Raw genomic sequence first — 19,116 nt, 5'->3', positions numbered from 1 at the left:
TCGGCGGGCGGGCACGCGGACGGACCGGCCGTGCCGCACCGCTGCGCGGGGCCTCCCGGGCCGCTCCCGAGCGCACCGACATGAACGCGTGAACCTTTTGTCCTATTATTTCGTTCTGGTGACTTCTTTCCCGATCCTCGCGGGGGACGGTAGCGGTGGGCGGCCGTCCACTCCCGAGGTGCGTGCGGAGATCCTCGCCTCCTGGCAGCGATCGCGTCTGCTCGGCATCGACCAGGAGCACCCCGCGCTGCCGGTCGAGAGCGATCTGGATCCGGACTCCCGGCTGGTCAGGGCCGCCATGCCGGTACTGCGGCGGTTGTACGAGCGGTTCTCCGGAATGCCCGTCACCCTGGTGCTGACCGACTCGCGGGCCACCATCGTCGACCGGCTCGGGGAGCCCAGGGGGCTGGAGCTGATGGACGCCGCCTCCCTCGTCCCGGGCGCCAACGTCGACGAGCGGTTCATGGGCACCAGCAGCGTCAGCATGGTGCTGAGCACCCGGGCCCCGTTCGTGGTCGTCGGGCACGAGCACTTCCTGCACAGCCTCAAGACCCTGACCTGCATGGCCGCCCCGGTGCGCGACCCGGTGGGCGGCACCGTGCAGGGTGCGGTGAACCTCTCCGTCCCCATGGAGCTGGCCAGGCCCGGGATGGCGCTGATGCTCCAGGAGGCCACCGACCGCATCGGCGAGCGGCTCCTGGAGATGGGGTCGGCCAGGGAGCGCGGCCTGGTGGAGTCCTTCCTGCGGTCCAGGCGGCGCGGCGAGCACACAGAGATCGATCTCGCCACGGGTGCGCCGGTCCGCCGCGGCGGGGCGGCGCCCCGGCTGGCCCCGCGGGAGGAACTGGCGCTGCTGGAGACCGCCACCGAGTTGATCTCCTCGAGCAACGAGACGTTCGCCGAGGTGCCGCTGACGGGCGGGCGGGTGGCGACACTGCGGCGCAGGCTCCTGCACCACGGCGACGCGGAGGGCGCCGCCGTCGAGATCAGCTTCCGGGAGACCCCTGCCACGGCCACCGTCCCGGGGCCGCCCGCGGCCACGGCGAACGGCCCGGACGGCCGGAGGGTGCCCCTGCTGCGCTCGCCGTCCCCCGCCGGGCGGCCTCAGGGCGTACCGGAGGGAACGGGGGCGCGGGAGGGGACGGGCGTGCCGGACGCCGCGCGGGAGGAGCCGGAGGGGGCACGGGAGGAGCCGGAGGGAGCACGGGAGGAGCCGGAGGGGGCACGGGAGACGGAGCGGGAGCGGCGGCCCGGCGGGACGGAGGGCGGCGGCCCCGACGCATGGCTGCTGATGGTGGGCGAGCCGGGTGTCGGCCGCCTGGCCGTCGAGGCCCGCCGACGGCTGTCGCTGCTGAACGAGGCGGGCACCCGCATCGGCACCACACTGGACATACGGCGCACGGCGGAGGAACTGGCGGAGATCGCCGTACCGAGGTTCGCCGACGTCGTCGTGGTGGACCTGGCCGAGGACGTCCTGGCCGGCGAGGAGCCCCCGCCGGGAGCCCCCGGCGCGGCGCCGGCGCTGCGCCGGATGGCCGTACGTGCCGTGCGGACCGGCGGGGAGGCCGACGACCCGCGCAGCGGCGGCGCGGACGCCCCCGTCGACTACGCCCCCGGCACGCCGCAGGCCAGGTGCCTCGGCACCGGGCGGCCGGTCGCGGATTCGGTGCGGACCGAGCTCCTGGCGGTGTCCTCCCCGGACGACGCCCACCCCGCCGCACTGGTCCGCGGGCTGCTCGGCGAGGGCGAGCACTCGTATCTGGCCGCACCGCTGCGCGCCAGGGGCGCGGTCCTGGGTCTGGCCGGCTTCTACCGGCGCGGCAGGGCACGCCCCTACGAGGAGGACGACCTCGCCCTGGCGGGCGAACTGGCGGCCCGCACGGCGATCAGCGTGGACAACGCCCGCCGCTTCAGCCGGGAGCGCGACGCCGCCCTGACCCTGCAGCGCAGCCTGCTGCCGCGCGACACGCCCCGGCTGGCCGCCGTGGACCTCGCCCACCGCTACCTGCCCGCCGACGTCAGGAGCGGGGTGGGCGGCGACTGGTTCGACGCGATCCCGCTGTCCGGGATGCGTTCGGCCCTGGTCGTCGGGGACGTGGCGGGCCACGGGCTGGAGGCGGCGGCGACCATGGGGCGGCTGCGCACGGCGGTGCGCACCCTCGCCGACCTGGACATGCCTCCGGAGGAGGTGCTGGCCCACCTGGACGATCTGGTCGGCCGCGCGCCCGACGACCCGGCCACGGCCGCGACCTGTCTGTACGCGGTGTACGATCCGGTGATCTGCCGCTGCACGGCCGCCCGGGCCGGGCATCCGCCGCCCGTCGCCGTGTTTCCCGACGGGGGAACGCGGACGCTGGACCTGCCGGCCGGCCCACCACTGGGGCTCGGCGGACTCCAGCCCTACGAGTCCGCCGCCGTGGAGCTGCCCTCGGGCAGTCTGCTGGCGCTGTACACCGACGGCCTGCTCAAGGAGGGCCGCGCCTACGGCGACATCGACGCACGCATGGCGCTGCTCGCGTCCGCGCTGCGCGGCCCGAAGCCGCCGCCGGGCTCCTCGCCGGAGCCTGAGCCCTCACCGCGGCCGGAGGTGTCGCTGGAACGGATCTGCGGCCGGGTCACGGACACCCTGCTGCCCGACGGCCCGCCGGACAGCACCCGTGACGACGTGGCACTGCTGCTGGCCCGTGTGCACGCGCTGCCCACCGACCGGGTGGCGTCCTGGGAGCTGCCCTCCGACCCGTCGGTGGTGTCCGAGGCCAGGGCGCTGGCACGGCGGCAGCTGGACGAGTGGAGCCTGCCGGACCTGGAGTACGGCACCGGCCTGGTGGTGAGCGAACTGTTCACCAACGCCGTGCGGTACGGCGGCGGGGGGCCGGTGCGGCTGCGACTGCTGCGCGGCGCGTCCCTGGTCTGCGAGGTCTCCGACCGCAGCAACTCCTCTCCGCGCATCCGGCGCGCCGGAGTGACCGAGGAGGGCGGGCGCGGACTGTTCCTGGTGGCGCAGTTCACCAGGAACTGGGGGGTCCGCTACATGGCGCGGGGCAAGACGGTGTGGGCCGAGCAGGTGCCGCACTCCGGACACCCCGGCTCCGGGCACTTTGGTCAGGGGGAGCCCGCGCCGGAGGAGGCGGACGAGCAGGCGCTGCTGGCCATGTTCGACGACCTCGGCTGATCCGCCGGCGCGCGGCCCCGGCGGATCAGTGCGGCCAGATCGGCGGGTCGGTGGTGAAGTGGCCGCCCAGGCACGCGTGCTCCGGCCTGCCCGGATCGAGTTCGCCCTGCTCGGCGATGAGCTTGGCCGCGTACGGCTCGGAGTCGTCCTGCGGCTCGTACCCCAGTGCCCGCGCCGAGGAGAGGTCCCACCACAGCCGGGTGTTGGCGGAGGAGCCGTAGACCACGGTGTGCCCGACCCCCTCGGCGGTCAGGGCGGCGTGCAGCAGCCGGGCCCCGTCGGCGGGGCTCATCCAGACCGAGAGCATCCGCACCGTCGTGGGCTCGGGGAAGCAGGAGCCGATGCGGACGGAGACGGTCTCGATGCCGTGCCGGTCCCAGTAGAGCTGGGCCAGGTCCTCGCCGAAGCACTTCGACAGCCCGTAGAAGGTGTCGGGGCGGCGCGGGGTGTCCACCGGGATCAGCGGGTCGCCCTCGCCCGGACGGGGGGTGTAGCCGACGGCGTGGTTGGAGGAGGCGAAGACGACACGCCCGACGCCCTCCTCCCGGACCGCCTCGTAGAGGTTGTAGGTGCCCTCGATGTTCGCCCGCACGATCTTCTCGAAGGGGGCCTCGAGGGAGATCCCGGCGAGATGGACGACGGCGTCCACGCCCCGCACGGCCTCCCGCAGCGCCGCCCGGTCCGCGAGGTCGGCGGTGATCGTCTCCTCGGTCCGCTCCTCCGCTCCGGGGAGCGGCTCGACGGGGGCGACGTCGAGGAGCCGGAGGGTGTAGCCGTAGGAGGGGAGCAGTTCCCGCATCAGGGTGCCGAGGCCGCCCGCGGCACCGGTGAGCAGGACGGTTCTGGGGGCGGGCATGGGCTGTCTCCTCGGTGCGGTGGGGAGGCCGGCGCGCACACGCCGGAGCGGGCTCGACGCAGGAGCGGTTCACCGAACGTCATTCACAACTGTGGAGACGGTATGGACTCGCCCCAACATCGTCAAGTGTAGGGGAAAGCGCTTTCTCACTCCCCCACCCCGACAACGTCCCTCCGGCGATCGACCGTCTTGACCGCAGCGAATCCCTGTCCTACCGTAACGGCGTTCATGAATATGGACAACGGTCGTGAATGTGTACACCATCTGCCGCCCCGCGACACCCAGGGAGTGCCGTGACCAAACCTCCTCTCGCCGCCCGGCTCGACGGTCTGCTCTTCTTCCCCGTCACCGCGTACGGACCGGACGGCGCCCTCGACACCGACGTGTTCCGCGCCCACGTGCGCGGCGGCGTGGACGCCGGCGCCGCCGCCGTCTTCGCCTGCTGCGGCACCGGCGAGTTCCACGCCCTGACCCCCGAGGAGTTCGGCGCGTGCGTCTCCGCGGCGGTGGCGGAGGCGGCGGGACGGGTGCCGGTGGTCGCGGGCACCGGCTACGGCACCGCCCTCGCCGTGCGGTACGCCCGCATCGCCGAGGAGGCGGGCGCCGACGGACTCCTCGCCATGCCCCCCTATCTGGTCGCACCCGACCAGGAGGGTCTGCGGAACCACTACACCGCCCTCGCCGACGCCACCGGGCTGGACGTCATCGTCTACCAGCGGGACAACGCCGTCCTCGCCCCGGACACCGTGGCCGAACTCGCCCGCCACCCCGGGATCGCGGGCCTGAAGGACGGCGTCGGCGACCTCGACCTGATGCAGCGGATCGTCAGCGCCGTGCGCACCGCGGAGCCCGGCCGCGAGTTCCTGTACTTCAACGGGTTGCCCACGGCCGAACTCACCTGCCCCGCCTACCGGGGCATCGGGGTCGGCCTCTACTCCTCCGCCGCCTTCTGCTTCGCGCCGGAGATCGCCGTCGCCTTCCACCGCGCCTTCACCGAGGGCGACGACGCCACCGTGCGACGCCTCCTCGACGGCTTCTACCGCCCCCTGGTGGAGCTGCGGAACAAGGGCCGCGGCTACGCGGTCTCGCTGGTCAAGGCCGGGGTACGGCTGCGCGGTCTGGACGTGGGCGGAGTGCGGCCCCCGCTGAGCGAGCCGGACGGCGCGCACATCGAGGAGCTTTCCGCCCTGATGGAACACGGGCGCACCCTGCTGGCGTGAGACGGGCGCGGAGGCCCGGACGAGGCCTCCGCGCACACACCTTCCCGACATGGAACGGAACGACATATACATCTGTGAACGGCGACCCGTGCGCCCAGTTCTCCCCCACCCCCTTGCCGTTCCGCTCCGTCCACACGTATTGACGCCCCATGGGGGCGCTTCTACTGTGACGGCACGCATTCATAGAGTTGACAGAAGTTCACATCTATGAACTAAGGAGCCGTCATGGCCGCACTGGACTGGACCGTGCTGGGCGCGTACTTCCTCGTGATGGTGGGCATCGGCCTCTGGTCGAGGAAACGCATCCACACCATCGCCGACTTCTTCACGGCCCGCGGCCGCATCCCGTGGTGGCTCTCCGGGATATCGCACCACATGTCCGGTTACAGCGCGATCATGTTCGTGACCTTCGCCGCGGTCGCGTACGACCACGGCGTCACCGTCTACTTCTGGTGGCCCCTCACCATCGGGGTCGGCATCGGCGTCGGCGCCTTCCTCTTCGCCGCGCGCTGGAACCGGCTGCGCGCCAGACACGGCGTCAACTCGCCGCTCGCCTACCTCGCCGTCCGCTACGACCTGCCCACCCAGCAGGTCCTCGCCTACAGCGGCACCGCGCTCAAGGTGGTGGACATCGCCGCGAAGTGGGTCGCCATCGCGCTGCTGCTCCAGGGCTTCGCGGACATCCCGCTGGTGTGGGGCATCACCCTGACCGGCGCCTGCACCATGCTCTACATGGCCTTCGGCGGACTGTGGGCCGACGTCCTCACCGACTTCGGCCAGTTCGTCATCCAGGCCGTCGCCGGGTTCGCGATGCTCTTCGCGCTCTTCGCCCACCTCGACGGGGTGGCCACCCTCTGGACGATGTGGGGCGACCTCCCGGCCGACCGCGGCGACCCGGTCAACGGTCCCGTGACCACCGGGCTGATCATGGCGTTCCTGCTGGTGAAGACCTTCGAGTACAACGGCGGCATGTGGAACCTGGCGCAGCGCTACATGGCCGCGCCCTCCGGCTCCCGGGCCAGGAGGTCGGCACTGCTCTCCAGCTTCCTGTGGATCGTGTGGCCGTTCATCCTCTTCGTCCCGATGATCGCCGCACCGCTCGTCGTCCCCGGCCTGGACGACGGCGAGAGGTCGTACATCATGCTCGCCCAGGAGCTGCTGCCCGCCGGTCTCATCGGACTGCTCCTGGCCGGCTTCTTCTCCCACACCATGGCCATGGTGGCCTCCGACTCCAACGTCATCACCGCCGTCATCACCCGCGACCTCGCTCCGGTGATCGTCCCTCGCGTACGGCGCCTGACGGAGGCCGGACAGCTGCTGTTCGCGCGGATCACCACGGTCGCCTTCGTCACGTTCAGCATGACCCTCGCACTCCTCGCCGACCCGGACGGCTTCATCATGACGGTCGTGGTGAGCATCGTCGCCGCCACCATGGGACCGATCTCCATTCCGCTGATGCTGGGCCTGCTGCCCTGGTTCCGGCGCCACGGACCGCGCGCGGCGCTCGTCTCCTGGGCGGGCGGCCTGGCCGTCTGGGCGTATCTCTACTGGGGGGTGGAGGACGCTGGCCAGACCGCGAGCGTCGGCCTGCCGGTCCTCACCTCGCTGACGCTGTACGTCGTCGTCGGGCTGGTGCGGCCGGAGGGCAGCACGGCGCGCGACGCGCTGCTCGACTCCCTCGACAGCGACCCGTCGGAGACCGAGAGGGCCGAGGTGGAGCGGAGGTTCGTCGACCACCCGCCCTCCTCCGACGGCGACGCCGTGTCGGGCACGATCGCCGCCCGCTGAGCGGGAACCGCCCCGGGCGCGGTGCGCCCGGGGCGCCGCCGCGCCCGAGAGCAGCCACCACCGCCGCACGCTCCCCGGTGCCCCGGAGACGGGGCTCCCCCTGGCACCCATTCGGAGTTATCGTAAATATCGGGCAAAAAGGGTCAGGAAAACAGTGCAACCCATGACAGTAGGTGTCTGCGATGCTCCAGGGACTCGCGGCGGCGGGAATCGTGCTGCTCTGCGTCTGCGCCGTCTACGTCGCGCTGGCGGCCCGGGTGGTCAAACAGTACGAACGCGGGGTGGTCTTCCGGCTCGGACGGGTCATGAAGGACGTACGCCGACCGGGCTTCACCATGATCGTTCCGTTCGTCGACCGGATGCGCAAGGTCAACCTGCAGATCGTGACCCTGCCGGTGCCCGCGCAGGAGGGCATCAGCAGGGACAACGTGACCGTCCGGGTCGACGCCGTCGTGTACTTCAAGGTCGTCGACCCCGTCGACGCGATCGTCCGGGTGGAGGACTACCGCTTCGCGGTCTCCCAGATGGCCCAGACCTCGTTGCGCTCCATCATCGGCAAGAGCGATCTGGATGATCTGCTGTCCAACCGGGAGAAGCTGAACCAGGGCCTGGAGCTGATGATCGACAGCCCGGCCGTGGGCTGGGGCGTCCACGTCGACCGGGTCGAGATCAAGGACGTCTCCCTGCCGGAGACGATGAAGCGGTCGATGGCACGCCAGGCGGAGGCCGCGCGCGACCGGCGGGCCCGCGTCATCAACGCCGACGCCGAGTTCCAGGCCTCGAAGAAGCTGGCGGAGGCCGCGCAGCAGATGGCCGACACGCCTTCGGCGCTTCAGCTGCGGCTTCTGCAGACGGTGGTGGCGGTCGCCGCCGAGAAGAACTCCACCCTGGTCCTGCCCTTCCCCGTCGAACTGCTGCGGTTCCTGGAGAAGGCGCAGCAGACCCCGCAACAGGCTCCGCAGCAGAGCTCCCAGCCGGGCGTGGCACCCCCGCCCTCCGCACAGGCCGCGGTCCCGCCCGCGCAGGCCCCGTACGCGGCGGCCTCCCCCGCCCGGGCGCCGGCGGACTCCGGGAGCGACGGACAGAGGGCCGGGGAAAGGTGAGGCACGCGCCCGGCGGCCCGGGGACGTCCCCGGGCCGCCGGGCGTCGCGGCGTGCCGCGACCGCGCCCGCGCCGGGGCCGCGCACGCCGCGAACGGGTCAGCGTGGCACCCGCCCGCACCCGGCGCCGTCGGCCGAAGGGAGGTCACGGCGGTTTCCGGCCGAGGTGCGGCGCCCGGACGGGCGGTTCTGCCCGCGAAAAGGCAGTTCACCGCCTTGGTCCCGGATTCCGCGCCCTCCTTCGTCCGCATGCCGGACGCCTTCCCCGAGGGGCCCGGAGGGCTCTTGAGCTGCCGACCGGCACTCTGGGCCACGGCACCGTCGCCGAAGGTGACCTGAAGCGATCCGTCCGATGTGCGCTCGCGATTCGCTCAGGCAAGACTCCTGTCCGGAATCTGCCGAACCGAACCAAGGAGTGTTCGAAATGCGGTACGCCATCAAGGGTCTGGGAGTGGGCACCGCCCTGGCCGTCACCTGCCTGGCGGGCTCGGCGGCCAGCGCGGCCGCTTCGCCCGCGCAGTCCCAAGGGCTGTACGCCCCCTCGGCCCTGGTGCTCACCGTCGGCAAGGGGGAGGACCCGGCGGCGGCCACCGTGCTGCGGGCCGCCGTGCTGAGCTGTTCGCCGGTGCCGGGCGGCACCCACCCGGCCCCCGCCGAGGCGTGCGGCGAACTGCGCTCCGTGGACGGCGAGTTCGCCTCGCTGGTCGAGTCCGGCGGCGACCGGATGTGCCCGATGGTCTGGGACCCGGTCACCGTGACCGCCGACGGGGTCTGGGAGGGCCGCAGGGTCTCGTACGCGCACACCTTCTCCAACGCCTGCGTCATGGTGGACGCCGCACCCGCGGTCTTCTCCTTCTGAGCCCGGGGGGGCGGCCCCGCCCGGAACCCCGCACCGTACCCGGACATCCCGGAGGCCGCCGCCGTACGTACGGCGGCGGCCTCGTGCCTGTGGGCCGGGCCCGGTGTCCCGCGGGGCCGGTGTCCCGCTGAGCCGGTGTCCCGCGGGGCCGCGGAGCCGGTGGCGCCGGGGCCGTCAGGGCTCGAGGTCGCGCAGGCGGGTGGCCTCCGCGCGGATCTCCGGCAGGCGGTCGTACAGCGCCTGGCCCGGGCAGTCGGTCTGGTGGCTGTCGCGGTGGCCCGAGATGACGTCGAACGTCGCGCTCTCGCCCTTGTCGTAGCGGCTCTCGTCGTTCGTCGAGACCAGACGCACCCTGCCCTGCGGGTTCGCGCCGGGCCGCAGCTTCCACGCGGCGACCTCGGCGATCGCCTCGATCACCGCGCGCGGCACCTCCTCCCCCGCCCCGAAGGTGCCCAGCGCCGCCACACCGACGCTGTTGCGGTTGAAGCCCTTGGTGTGGGCGCCGTACACCGGGCGCCCGATGCCGCCGCCCCGCCCCTCGTAGATGGTCCCGCACCGGTCCACGACGAAGTTGTAGCCGATGTCGTCCCACCCCTGGCCCTCGATGTGGTCGGCCTCCAGCGCCCGCAGCATCCGCGGGACGTCCGAGCAGTCGTAGCCGTTGGGATGGCCGGTGTGGTGGACGAAGACGGCGCTCACCGGGCCCGTGTAGCTGGCCTCCTCCCTGACCAGGCTCTCGTCGGCGCGCCAGGCCTTCCGGCTGACGACCGCGGGCTGTGGCGCGGTGTACGGGTGGGCGGGGCCGGCGGCTTCCGGCACCGGGGGGTCGAGGAGGTGGGCGGGAACGTCCCGCACCACCAGCAGCGCCAGCGGCAGAAGGGCGGCGCCCAGCACGAGTCGTGGGTACCACATGCCCCCACCCTGCCCCCGCTCGTCGCGGATCTCGCGGCCGGTGGAGCCGGTCGGGTGACGGCGGACGGCCCCCGGGGAAGGCGTTCGCGCAGCTCAGGGGCCGGAAAAGGCATGCCCGCGGGGCCGGCCCGGCCGCGCGGGCTGAACGCGGACCGCCCGGCCGGGGCGGCGTGCCGCCCCGGCCGGGCGCTGCTCAGCGGGAGGCCATGTCCTCGCGCAGGGCGGTGAGGATCCTGGCCGCCTCCTCCAGGCCCGCCTCGGCGCAGCGGCCGGCCGCCGCGTCCAGGCGGGCCACGGCGTCCTTCGGCCGGTCCAGCCCGTTGCCCTCGACCAGGGCGGCCAGCCGCGCCGTCTCCGCCCGGCCCGCCTCCCCGTCCGGGCCGCCCTCCGCCAGGCGCGAGTCGGCCCGGTCCGCCTCGGCCAGCGCCTCCTCGAAGCGCTCGGCGCGGGCCAGGCAGCGGGCGCGGCACAGGTGGTTGTGGCCGGCGTGGTACCAGTGGGGGAACTCCTCCGGGTCCTCTGGGACCTCGGCCAGCAGCTCGTCGGCGGTGGCCAGGTGGCCGAGCGCCGCCTCCAGGCCGTCATCCTCACCGCGCGTGGCGAGATCGGCGAAGTCCCGGAGCATCTCCAGCACAGGTACCGGGCTCGGCGCCCGGCGGTGGGACTCCAGAGCGCGCTCGCGTGCGGCCCCGGCCGCCTCCGGGCGGCCGGCCCGGGCCAGCGCGGCCGCCGCCTGGGAGGCGACCATGGTGTGGGTGAACTGCTCCTCCCACCCGGCCACCGTGTCGGCCAGGCCCAGGAACTCCTCGGCCGCCGCGCGGTGCTCCGCCAGTTCCGTCAGTCCCCGGGCGAGGGTGAGGCGGACCTGGGCCAGCAGCCGCTCGTCGATCGGGTCCCCGGATTCCGCGCCGTCCCCGCGGGCCACGGACTCCAGCACCGCCACGGCGTCCTCCGGCTGCCCGGAGGCGGCCAGGGCGTCGGCGAGTTCCAGACGGCACTCGGCGGCGCCGTTGTGGTCGCCCTCCCGGTCCATCCGGGCGGCGGCCTCGGACAGGTGGCGGACGGCTCCGGAGAGCTCACCGGCGTGCCGGCAGGCGTGGCCGAGCATCGCGTGGACGGCCGTGGCCGGGAAGGAGCGGTCGTCGTACCGTGCGGCCCGGGCCATGGCCTCCCGGAACACCTCGGCCGCCTCCCCGGGCCGGCCGGTTCGCATCAGGATCTGGCCCAGCAGCAGCATGCCGCGGGTCGCCCGCCACGGGGTGCCGGCCTCCTCCAGGATCTCCTGGGAGCGCCGCTGCCGTTCGACGGCTTCCTCGATGCGCCCGGTACGGGCGGCGACGTCGGCTTCGTAGAGGTGGGCGGCGGCCCTCTGGTGGGGGATCTCCCAGCGTTCGGCCGCCGCGTGCAGTGCCCCGACCGCCTCCTCGAAGCGCGCCACGGCCTCCGGGCCGGCGTCCGGCAGCGCGTCGGTCAGCTCGCTGTGCGCGGCGAAGGCCCGGCAGTGGAGTACGACGAGGTACTTGTCCGGCCGGAAGTCCGCCTCCGGCTCCCCGTTCCCGCCGGGAAGCATCCGTTCGGCCGACTCCAGCAGGGGTTCCAGCTCCCGCCGTACCGCGAGGTGGCCGGCGGTCTCCCCGCCGGGCCCCTCGCTCCGCCCCTGTCCGGCCTCGGGCCGGCAGGCCAGACGGGCCCGGGCGGCCAGTTCGTGCCAGGGCAGACCGGCCCGGGCGTAGAGGGCGATCGCCTCGGCCATCGCGGCCCGGCCGCTCCCGCCCCGCTCGTCCGCGGCGAACGCGCGCTGCTCGGCCAGCTCGGCCAGGAGCACGTCCAGGGGGCCGAGAGCGGGGTCGTGGACGTATCCGTCGGCGGTCACGCGCTCGGCGACGCGTTCCCACAGCGGTGTGTCGCCGGGGTGCCCCTCGTCGGCCAGCCGCCGTGCCTCGGCGACCAGTTCGGCGAAGTCCCCGGGGATCGCCACCCGGTGCGCGGCGGCCGGCGCGGGCACGGGCACGGGCTCCGGGGCGGCTCCGCCGTCCTTCGGACCGGTCAGCGGTGTGACGCGCAGCCCCAGCGCGAGGGGCTCCTCCAGCAGGGGGTGCCGCTCCAGGCGCGCACGGCGGCGCTCGCCGACCGCCGCCGTGCCGTTGCGGCGGTCGAAGGCCGCGGCCAGTGCGTCCGCCTCGGTCCCGATCTCGTCGTTCAGCGTCCGCGCCGTCCACTGCCGTCCGGGCGGTCCGGCGACGGGAGTGTCGGCGTACCCCTGCGCCACGAGACGGCCGAGCAGCACCTGCACGCCGGTGAGGAAGGCCAGCCGCGCCTTGGGGGCGCCGGTGACGCCGAACAGCTCGCGGTTCTCGGCCAGGATCTCCAGCCCGCGGCCCTCGTTGCGGGTCAGGGCGCAGAACTCCAGGTGGAGGCCGATCTCCTCGGCCATCCCCGTCTTTCCGCGGGCGTAGCGGTATCCGGCCAGGTGGTGCGAGCGGGCCTCGTCGGCACGACCGGTGCGCAGCAGCGGGAGCAGCGCGAAGGCGTGGCTGACGTAGGGCTCCTCCTGGCAGCTCACGGCCCCGGCGAACAGCGGCTCCCAGATCCGCAGGGCCTGCTCGTCCTCGCCGAGGAGGACGTGGTGCAGCGCCCGGTGGCGTGTCTCGCACGCCTCGCAGTCGCTCAGCCGCTCCCGGGGGCGGGTCACCCACAGGTCGTAGGCGGACTCCAGGCCGCTGCCGGTGTGCAGCGCGACGCGGTGGGCCATGGCCGCCACCGGCTGCATGCCGTGGCCGGCCTCGCGGTAGCGCTCGCGCATCCGGCCGATCCACTGCTCGACGGTGGCCAGCGGTACGTCCGGCACCTCCAGCAGCGAGGTCGTCACCCACTTGAAGCGCCAGTAGACCTGGTGGCCCTCCCACTCGCTGAAGGCGCCGCGGTCGTCGTCCCACAGCCGGAGCAGACGGGCGAAGACCACCGGCGACTTGCGGTGCTCGCCGGTGTACTCGTAGGCCTCCATCAGCTCCAGCAGCGCGGTGACCAGGACGCCCTTGTCCTCGAACTGCTCGGCGGCTTCGACCAGTTCCTCGGCCGTCACCGTCCTGGGCAGGCCGTAGGGGCGGTCGTTGTTCTCCCGCAGCGCGTCGAGCACGGCCTCCGGGGTCTCCAGCATCACGGCTCCTTCCGGGGGGCCGGGCCGCCCTGGCCGCCGGCCCGGTCGTGCGTGGCGTGGTCGTGCATGGCGTGGTCGTGCATGGCGTGGTCGAGCAGGCCGAGGAAGGCCCGGTTGAGCAGCGCGCTCTCGGCGGCGCGCAGCGGGCGGCGGCTGAGCAGCAGCGCCTGCCCGTACAGCGCCTCCGCCGTGGCGGTGGCCAGCCCGCGTTCGGTGATCGTCGCCGCGCGGCGGACCAGCGGGTTGAGGTGGTTGAGGACCAGCTGGGCGCGGGGGGCCTCGGTGCGCAGCGAGCCGAGGATGTCGGCCCACAGCCCGTCGCCGGCGCCGGCCAGCTCGGATCGGGTGCGCTCGTGCCGGGCCTCCCGGTTGTCCAGCAGGAGGGCGGGGGCGGTCACCGGCTGGAAGCTGCGCAGCACCACGTCGCAGTCGTGGACGCCGATCACCTCGCGGGCCACGGCCAGGAAGGAGGCGGCGGCCAGTTCGGCGGCGGGCTCCACCGCGTCCAGGTGCGCGGTGACGGTGGCCGGGTCCAGGTCGTCGACGGTGGTGCCGGAGCGTATCTCCGGCAGCCGGTGCACCAGGTCCCGGTCGTAGGTGTAGCCGCCGTTGACGACTCCGAGGCCGGCCGCCGCGGCGATCGGCGCGACCTGCCGGAACTCCTCCACGCTCCGGGTGACCAGGATCGTGGGGTGGCTGCGGGCGAACTCGTCCAGGGTGACGTTGCCGTCGGTCGTCTCGAAGGGCAGCCACGGCAGCAGCATCCGCAGCAGCGCGTCGTCGTGGCGGGCCAGCGCCTTGACGGCCAGGTGGTGGGTTTCGATGAAGCGGTGCAGGAGGGTGGGGTCGCCGGCGGCCAGGCCGGTGAGCCAGTCGCGCAGCCGGTTGCCGAGCGCCTCGCGTACGGCGTCGAGCGTCTCGTCCTCGTACAGCGCCTCGCGGGAGGCGGTGGGCCGCAGGCCGGTGGTGTCCACCACGCAGCGCACGAAGAACGCCCAGTCGGGCAGGAGTTCGGACGCCTGGTCCGACAGGAGCATGCCCTTGAGGTGCACCCGGTGACCGGCCCGCTGGGAGGGGCTGACGGCGGTCGGCAGGACGTAGGCGACGCCGCGCAGCCCGACGACGGGCAGGTCCAGTTCGACGGTGTCCAGCGGGGTGAAGCCGAAGGTGGAGCGGCAGTGTTCGGCCAGCGCCTCGCGGCGGGCCCGCGGGGAGGCGTGGCGCTCCTCCCACGGCGGGGTCCGGTCGATCCGGGTGGCCGTGCCGCGGGCGTCGGTCACGGTGACCTCGTGCCGCAGCAGGCCGCCGTAGTGCCGGGCCAGTTCCAGCACCCGGTCGGGGCGCGTCCACTCGGTGCCGTCCGCGCGGGGGGTCAGCCGCACCGTGGTGCCCGGCTCCGGCCTGGTGTGCGGGGGCAGGGTGCGGATGGTGTAGCTGCCGTCGGCGCGGCCGCGCCATTCGACGACCGGCGCGTCGGGAGTGGCCGCCGAGCGGCTGACCACGGTGATCTCGTCGGCCACCACGAAGCAGGCGAGCAGGCCGATGCCGAACTGGCCGATGAACTCCGAGCGGGCCGAGGCGATGGCCGTTCCGTCCAGGCCTCCGTCGGCGGAGCGCTTGGAGCTGCGGCCGATCGTCGCGAGGAAGGTGTGGACGTCCTTCTCGGACAGGCCGACGCCGGTGTCGGTGACGGTGAGCGTCTCGCCGGTCTCAACCGTGATCCGGGCGGGGGCGTCCGGGTGCAGGGCCCGGCGGGCGGTGATGGCGTCCACCGCGTTCTGCAGCAGTTCGCGCAGGTAGACGCGGGGGCTGGAGTAGAGGTGGTGGGAGAGCAGGTCGACCAGGCCGCGCAGATCGACCTGGAAGGTGTGGGACGTCTGATGCTGGGACACCGGATGGGCTTTCTTCCGTGGGCGGCGGGAGGGGGTGCGGTTCGGCGGGTCGGCGCGTCAGCGGCCGGCGCGCGAGCGCCACTTCCGGAACGCCGCGACCGGGTCGGCGGAGTCGAGGTAATGCCAGGGGAACTCGGTGACCCGTCCCTCCAGCGGTGCGAAGGCGGCGGCCGCCGCCTCCTTCTCGCCGGCCAGCGAGAGGGCCATGGCGAAGGTGTTGTGCACGCCGATCCAGTCGCGCGGACGCCCGAAGGCCGGGTCGCCGATGGACCGGTGGGCGGCTTCCAGCAGCCGGGCCCGTACGTCGGGGCGGCCGATGTACTCCGCGTCCTCACCCGGCTCCAGGTCCAGCCAGTGCTCCAGGTGGGCGAGGGCCACCAGTTCGCCCAGCGGGCTGCCCTCGGGAGCCGAGAGCATCGACTCGCGCGCGAAGTCGTGCATCTCCTCGTGCGAGCCGCCCCACTTGGCGCACACCTGCTGCAGGTGCTGCCGGTGCGCGCCCAGGTGCCCGGGACAGCGGCGGACCGCCGCCTCGAAGCGGAGGCGGGCGATCTGCGGCCCGACCTGGAGGCCGCGCCCGGAGACCTGGAGCATGAACCAGGGGGCGACCCAGTCCGGCTCGCGCTCGGCCACCCGGTACAGCAGGTCCTCGGCGACCTCCAGCCGCTGGTGGAAGACCCGGAACTGCTCTTTGGAGACCTGGGAGGCCCGCGCGCCGGTGCGGGCCTCCCACGCCCAGTCGATGTGGTGTGCGCCGGCCATGAGCAGGGCCAGGGTCCCGTCCGGCTCGCGGTCCATGACACGGCCCATCAGCTCGGTCGTGCCCGGCGTCCCGGAGGCGTGCCACACCAGCCAGCACAGCTCCTCGGCGTCGGCCGCGGCCGCCAGCCGCCCGCGGACCGCGGGCCAGTCCCCCGCCCCGATCGCCTCCCGGAGCCGGGCCAGCGCGGGGTCGCCGAAGTCGGTGACCAGGCGCGGCGCCGGCCTGCGCCTCCACAGCCCGAACGGGAACGCCGGCCGGCGCCGTCCGTCCGCCGGCTGCTCCTCGGCCGCCGGGTGCCGACTGATGGTTGTCATGTGGATCCCCCCGTGGGCCCTCGCCGGGGCCGCTGATCATCGTCTGGAGAACGAATATCATGCGGCACCGACAACGCGTCGGCCAGGGCTTTCCGGTCAGTGGCCGGCGGGGGCCTCCGGCCCGGCGTCGGGCCGCGCGGTGCCGAAGGGGTTGTCGACGACGTAACGCCACAGGCCGTCGGCGCCGCGGCGCGCCACGTCCGTCGCCGTGCCCTCGATGTGCACGTGCGCGCCGTCCGGGCCCGTGCCGTCGATGCTCCAGTCGACGATCAGCAGGGCGATGTCGTCGGCGACGTAGGTGTGGCGGGGGCGGACGGTGATCGGCAGGCCCAGTCCCAGCAGACCGGCCTGGGAATCCGTCACCTCCCGTCCGGCGACCTGCCGGCCGGGGCGGGGGACGAAGACGGCCCGGGCCTCGTAGAGGCGGGCCAGCACCTCCGGGTCGCCGGTGCCGAAGGCCTTCGCGAACACCCCCGGGTGTTGCCCGGGGTCGGTGGTCAGGGAGACGGTGGGGGCATGGATGTGTCCGGTGTCGGGATCGATGCTCATACCGCGAGTCAAACCGCCCGCGACGTGGGCAACCAAACGGAAACCCACGTGCCGGATCCCGCCCCGGCAGGCGCCGGCCCGCGCCGCGACTGGGACGTCCGTCTGGTGCCGGACGAGCGGGGCCGCACCCGGCGCCCCGAGCCCGACTGCCCCGTGGAGATCGCGCTGACCGCCGTCTCGGGCCGCTGGACCACCCTCGTCCTGCGTGAACTGGCCCACGAGGCGCACTCGTTCGGCGAGTTGCGCGGTCGGCTGCCGGAGATCAGCGCCAAGGTGCTCGCGGAGCGGTTGCGCACCCTGGAGGAGCGGGGCCTGGTGAACCGCGAGCGGCTGCGCGGGTTCCCGGTCCGCACCCGCTACCGCCTCACCGCGGCGGGCCGGGCCGTACGGCCGCTGCTGGTCGAGCTGTACCGCACGGGGCTCGCGATCGACGCCGCCCGGGACGGTGCCGAACCGGTCGGCTGACCGCGCGGGGCGGTCTGCCGCCGGGCGGCCCGTTCGGGCGGCCGGGTGTGCGTCCGGCCGGGCGGTTCCCGGCGTCGAGGAGGTCCGCCGTGCCGTCGGCGGCGCCCCCGGCCCGGTCAGCGGGAGGGTTCCGCTCCGCTGCCGGCGGTCCGGTCCAGCGGGCCCCAGTTCCCCCTCTGCCGGGCCACCTCCTCCTCCGCTTCGAAGATCACCCGTGCGTCGACCCAGGCGATCGGCTCCACCCCCCTGACCAGCGGCTCGTTGTCGGGCCCGCGTCCGACCTCACGGCCGCGCAGCACCCAGGGCCGCACTCCCGGCCCCTTCGAACGGCGCAGATGGCAGTAGTCGTACAGGCGCCGGGCGACCCACAGCCGGACCGGCCGGCTGGACCACCACGGCTCGACGTCCAGGGCGTTGACGGACAGCCCCGGCAGCGGGACACCGGTCAGGTCGTCCGTGCTGGCCGTCTCCCCCAGGTCGGTCCGGGGGCCGCGGGACCAGCGCACGTACAGACGCCTGCCGCTCTCGACCAGACGGGCCAGCTCGTCGAGGGAGGTGATCAGAGGCAGCTCGGAGGGGAGGGTCATACGGCGCTCGCTCCTTGGGTGTCGCTGCCGCCCGGTCTCGACCGGCCCGCTGGGCCAGGCCCTCGCACCCGGGGAGCGGGGGCACCGGAACGGCACACGACCGCGTGCCCCCGCACGGGGGCAGGAAACCCGGTCGGCCTCGGTGACCTGCGGCGATCGGCACGGCCGGGGCCGCAGCCGGGCCGTACGGCCCGGCGGCCGTCCGCCGGGGTGCGGCATGTTTCCCCCATTTGCCAGCGGTTAGGCGGTATGGAGCAAGACGGCACGAAAACACCGCGAGGAGGCCGTTATGGGCAAGCTGGGTGACATGGCGAACAAGGCCAAGAAGATGGCCAAGGGCCACCCCGACAAGGCGGACAAGGGCGTCGACCGCGCCGAGCAGACGATCGACGAGCGCACCGGCGACAAGTACGACGCCCAGACGGACAAGGCCGCCGAGTCCGTGCGCCGCTCCTACGGCAACGACGAGGACCAGCTGCGATAAGGCGGCGGACAGGGCGGGACGGGCCGAGGCAGGTCCCGCGGACGGACGGCGGGGGCCGTCGGCGCTCGAAGCGCCGGCGGCCCCGCTTCCGTGGTACGGCGCCGGGCGAGCGGAACGGCGCTTCCGTCCGGATCCGCAGGTGACGACCGCCCGCGACGGGATACCCGGGCGGCATGAGCGAACACCACACCGCCGAACACCGGCCGCTGGCCCTGGTCACCGGAGCCTCCAGCGGCATCGGGCTCGAACTCGCCCGGCAGTTCGCCGAGCACGGCTTCGATCTGCTGGTCAACGCCGAGGACGACCGGCTGACGGCCGCGGCCGGGGAACTGCGCGCCTCCGGTACCGAGGTGCGGGCCGTCCGGGCCGACCTGCGCCGCCGCGACGAGGTCGAGCGGCTGTGGGCGGCCGCCGCCGAGGCGGGGCGGCCGGTGGACGCCGCGGCCCTCAACGCCGGCATCGGCCGGGGCGGCGCGTTCACCGAGACCGATCTCGACGACGAACTCGCCCTCATCGACCTCAACGTCACCTCCACCGTGCACCTGGCCAAGCTCCTGCTGCGGGACATGGCCGCCCGCGGCGAGGGCAGGGTGCTGATCACCTCCTCGCTCGCCTCCACCATGCCCGGGCCCTTCCAGGCGGTGTACAACGCCTCGAAGTCCTTCCTCCAGTCCTTCGCCGAGGCCGTCGCCGAGGAGCTGAGGGACACCGGGGTGACGATCACCTCGCTGATGCCGGGCCCCACCGACACCGACTTCTTCCGCCGCGGCGACCTGGAGGACACCAAGCTGGCGGAGCAGGCCACCGACGATCCCGCGCTGGTCGCCCGGCAGGGCTTCGAGGCCCTCATGGAGGGCGAGGGGAAGAAGCTCGCCGGCTCGCTGAAGTCACGGGCCCAGGGCCGGGCCAACGCCGTGGTCCCCGACCGCCTCAAGGCGGCCGCCCACCGCAGGATGGCCGAGCCCGGATCCGGCGATCCGGGGAAGTCCTCCTGAAG

General features: G+C 73.9%; 15 protein-coding genes. 8 read left to right on the top strand and 7 right to left on the bottom strand.

All coding sequences use genetic code 11. From position 1 onward, the window contains the following. Positions 1-178 precede the first annotated feature (178 nt). Positions 179-3,172: a SpoIIE family protein phosphatase gene (locus BMY40_RS15460; RefSeq protein WP_177214020.1), complete on the top strand. Its 2,994-nt coding sequence runs from the start codon at positions 179-181 to the stop codon at positions 3,170-3,172. A gap of 25 nt (positions 3,173-3,197) precedes the next feature. Here BMY40_RS15460 and BMY40_RS15455 read toward each other — a convergent pair whose 3' ends face one another. Next, entirely contained in the window at positions 3,198-4,028 is an 831-nt protein-coding gene (locus tag BMY40_RS15455) for an NAD-dependent epimerase/dehydratase family protein (protein WP_093659807.1), read from the bottom strand. 293 nt (positions 4,029-4,321) lie between these two features. Between BMY40_RS15455 and BMY40_RS15450 the strand changes: the two genes are divergently transcribed. The 4 genes from BMY40_RS15450 (at position 4,322) to BMY40_RS15435 (ending at position 8,996) form a co-directional block, all read left to right on the top strand. Continuing rightward, positions 4,322-5,248: a 5-dehydro-4-deoxyglucarate dehydratase gene (locus tag BMY40_RS15450; protein WP_093659805.1), complete on the top strand. Its 927-nt coding sequence runs from the start codon at positions 4,322-4,324 to the stop codon at positions 5,246-5,248. A 225-nt stretch (positions 5,249-5,473) separates the two neighbouring features. Further along, entirely contained in the window at positions 5,474-7,036 is a 1,563-nt protein-coding gene (locus BMY40_RS15445) for a sodium:solute symporter family protein (RefSeq protein ID WP_093659803.1), read from the top strand. A gap of 182 nt (positions 7,037-7,218) precedes the next feature. Next, positions 7,219-8,139 (top strand): slipin family protein, encoded by a 921-nt coding sequence (locus BMY40_RS15440; RefSeq protein WP_093659801.1) that lies wholly within the window; start codon positions 7,219-7,221, stop codon positions 8,137-8,139. A gap of 422 nt (positions 8,140-8,561) precedes the next feature. Further along, entirely contained in the window at positions 8,562-8,996 is a 435-nt protein-coding gene (locus BMY40_RS15435) for a subtilase-type protease inhibitor (RefSeq protein ID WP_093659799.1), read from the top strand. 174 nt (positions 8,997-9,170) lie between these two features. On the opposite strand, the gene BMY40_RS15430 is transcribed toward BMY40_RS15435, so the two are convergent. The 5 genes from BMY40_RS15430 to BMY40_RS15410 all read right to left on the bottom strand — a co-directional run bounded on the left by BMY40_RS15430 (position 9,171) and on the right by BMY40_RS15410 (position 16,583). Next, the gene (locus tag BMY40_RS15430) at positions 9,171-9,908 is read right to left on the bottom strand and encodes a peptidoglycan recognition protein family protein (protein WP_093659797.1); all 738 of its coding nucleotides are present in this window, start codon (positions 9,906-9,908) and stop codon (positions 9,171-9,173) included. A gap of 193 nt (positions 9,909-10,101) precedes the next feature. Then, entirely contained in the window at positions 10,102-13,065 is a 2,964-nt protein-coding gene (locus BMY40_RS15425; RefSeq protein ID WP_093659795.1) for a tetratricopeptide repeat protein, read from the bottom strand. Continuing rightward, the gene (locus tag BMY40_RS15420; protein WP_093659793.1) at positions 13,065-14,957 is read right to left on the bottom strand and encodes an HSP90 family protein; all 1,893 of its coding nucleotides are present in this window, start codon (positions 14,955-14,957) and stop codon (positions 13,065-13,067) included. The genes BMY40_RS15425 and BMY40_RS15420 overlap by 1 nt, the downstream gene beginning before the upstream one ends. Before the next feature lie 57 nt (positions 14,958-15,014). Next, on the bottom strand, positions 15,015-16,034 hold the full coding sequence (locus BMY40_RS15415) for a hypothetical protein (RefSeq protein ID WP_245770111.1): 1,020 nt from the start codon (positions 16,032-16,034) through the stop codon (positions 15,015-15,017). A 96-nt stretch (positions 16,035-16,130) separates the two neighbouring features. Then, on the bottom strand, positions 16,131-16,583 hold the full coding sequence (locus BMY40_RS15410) for a YybH family protein (RefSeq protein WP_093659791.1): 453 nt from the start codon (positions 16,581-16,583) through the stop codon (positions 16,131-16,133). Positions 16,584-16,631: 48 nt separating this feature from the next. Between BMY40_RS15410 and BMY40_RS15405 the strand changes: the two genes are divergently transcribed. Further along, a complete protein-coding gene (locus BMY40_RS15405; protein ID WP_245770110.1) occupies positions 16,632-17,048 on the top strand; it encodes a winged helix-turn-helix transcriptional regulator in 417 nt (138 codons plus the stop codon). Positions 17,049-17,164: 116 nt separating this feature from the next. Here BMY40_RS15405 and BMY40_RS15400 read toward each other — a convergent pair whose 3' ends face one another. Continuing rightward, complete coding sequence (locus tag BMY40_RS15400) at positions 17,165-17,635, bottom strand: DUF6098 family protein (protein WP_093659789.1); 471 nt, start codon at positions 17,633-17,635, stop codon at positions 17,165-17,167. Positions 17,636-17,924: 289 nt separating this feature from the next. On the opposite strand from BMY40_RS15400, the gene BMY40_RS15395 reads away from it, so the two are divergent. Further along, positions 17,925-18,119, top strand: a complete 195-nt coding sequence (locus BMY40_RS15395) for an antitoxin (protein ID WP_093659787.1) — start codon at positions 17,925-17,927, stop codon at positions 18,117-18,119. 173 nt (positions 18,120-18,292) lie between these two features. Next, positions 18,293-19,114 (top strand): SDR family NAD(P)-dependent oxidoreductase, encoded by an 822-nt coding sequence (locus BMY40_RS15390; RefSeq protein WP_093659785.1) that lies wholly within the window; start codon positions 18,293-18,295, stop codon positions 19,112-19,114. The last annotated feature ends 2 nt before the right edge of the window (positions 19,115-19,116 follow it).

The organism is Streptomyces radiopugnans (genome assembly GCF_900110735.1).
GTDB classification, from domain to species: domain Bacteria; phylum Actinomycetota; class Actinomycetes; order Streptomycetales; family Streptomycetaceae; genus Streptomyces; species Streptomyces radiopugnans.
Note: the sequence above shows the minus strand (reverse complement) of the source record. Positions and strands in the feature narration are given on the sequence as shown.

Bases quoted from the DNA above. Each gene is read 5' to 3' on its own strand.
- BMY40_RS15455 (WP_093659807.1), bottom strand. From the start codon at position 4,028: ATGCCCGCCCCCAGAACCGTCCTGCTCACCGGTGCCGCGGGCGGCCTC.
- BMY40_RS15445 (WP_093659803.1), top strand. From the start codon at position 5,474: ATGGCCGCACTGGACTGGACCGTGCTGGGCGCGTACTTCCTCGTGATG.
- BMY40_RS15440 (WP_093659801.1), top strand. From the start codon at position 7,219: ATGCTCCAGGGACTCGCGGCGGCGGGAATCGTGCTGCTCTGCGTCTGC.
- BMY40_RS15435 (WP_093659799.1), top strand. From the start codon at position 8,562: ATGCGGTACGCCATCAAGGGTCTGGGAGTGGGCACCGCCCTGGCCGTC.
- BMY40_RS15430 (WP_093659797.1), bottom strand. From the start codon at position 9,908: ATGTGGTACCCACGACTCGTGCTGGGCGCCGCCCTTCTGCCGCTGGCG.
- BMY40_RS15425 (WP_093659795.1), bottom strand. From the start codon at position 13,065: ATGCTGGAGACCCCGGAGGCCGTGCTCGACGCGCTGCGGGAGAACAAC.
- BMY40_RS15415 (WP_245770111.1), bottom strand. From the start codon at position 16,034: ATGACAACCATCAGTCGGCACCCGGCGGCCGAGGAGCAGCCGGCGGAC.
- BMY40_RS15410 (WP_093659791.1), bottom strand. From the start codon at position 16,583: ATGAGCATCGATCCCGACACCGGACACATCCATGCCCCCACCGTCTCC.
- BMY40_RS15400 (WP_093659789.1), bottom strand. From the start codon at position 17,635: ATGACCCTCCCCTCCGAGCTGCCTCTGATCACCTCCCTCGACGAGCTG.
- BMY40_RS15395 (WP_093659787.1), top strand. From the start codon at position 17,925: ATGGGCAAGCTGGGTGACATGGCGAACAAGGCCAAGAAGATGGCCAAG.
- BMY40_RS15390 (WP_093659785.1), top strand. From the start codon at position 18,293: ATGAGCGAACACCACACCGCCGAACACCGGCCGCTGGCCCTGGTCACC.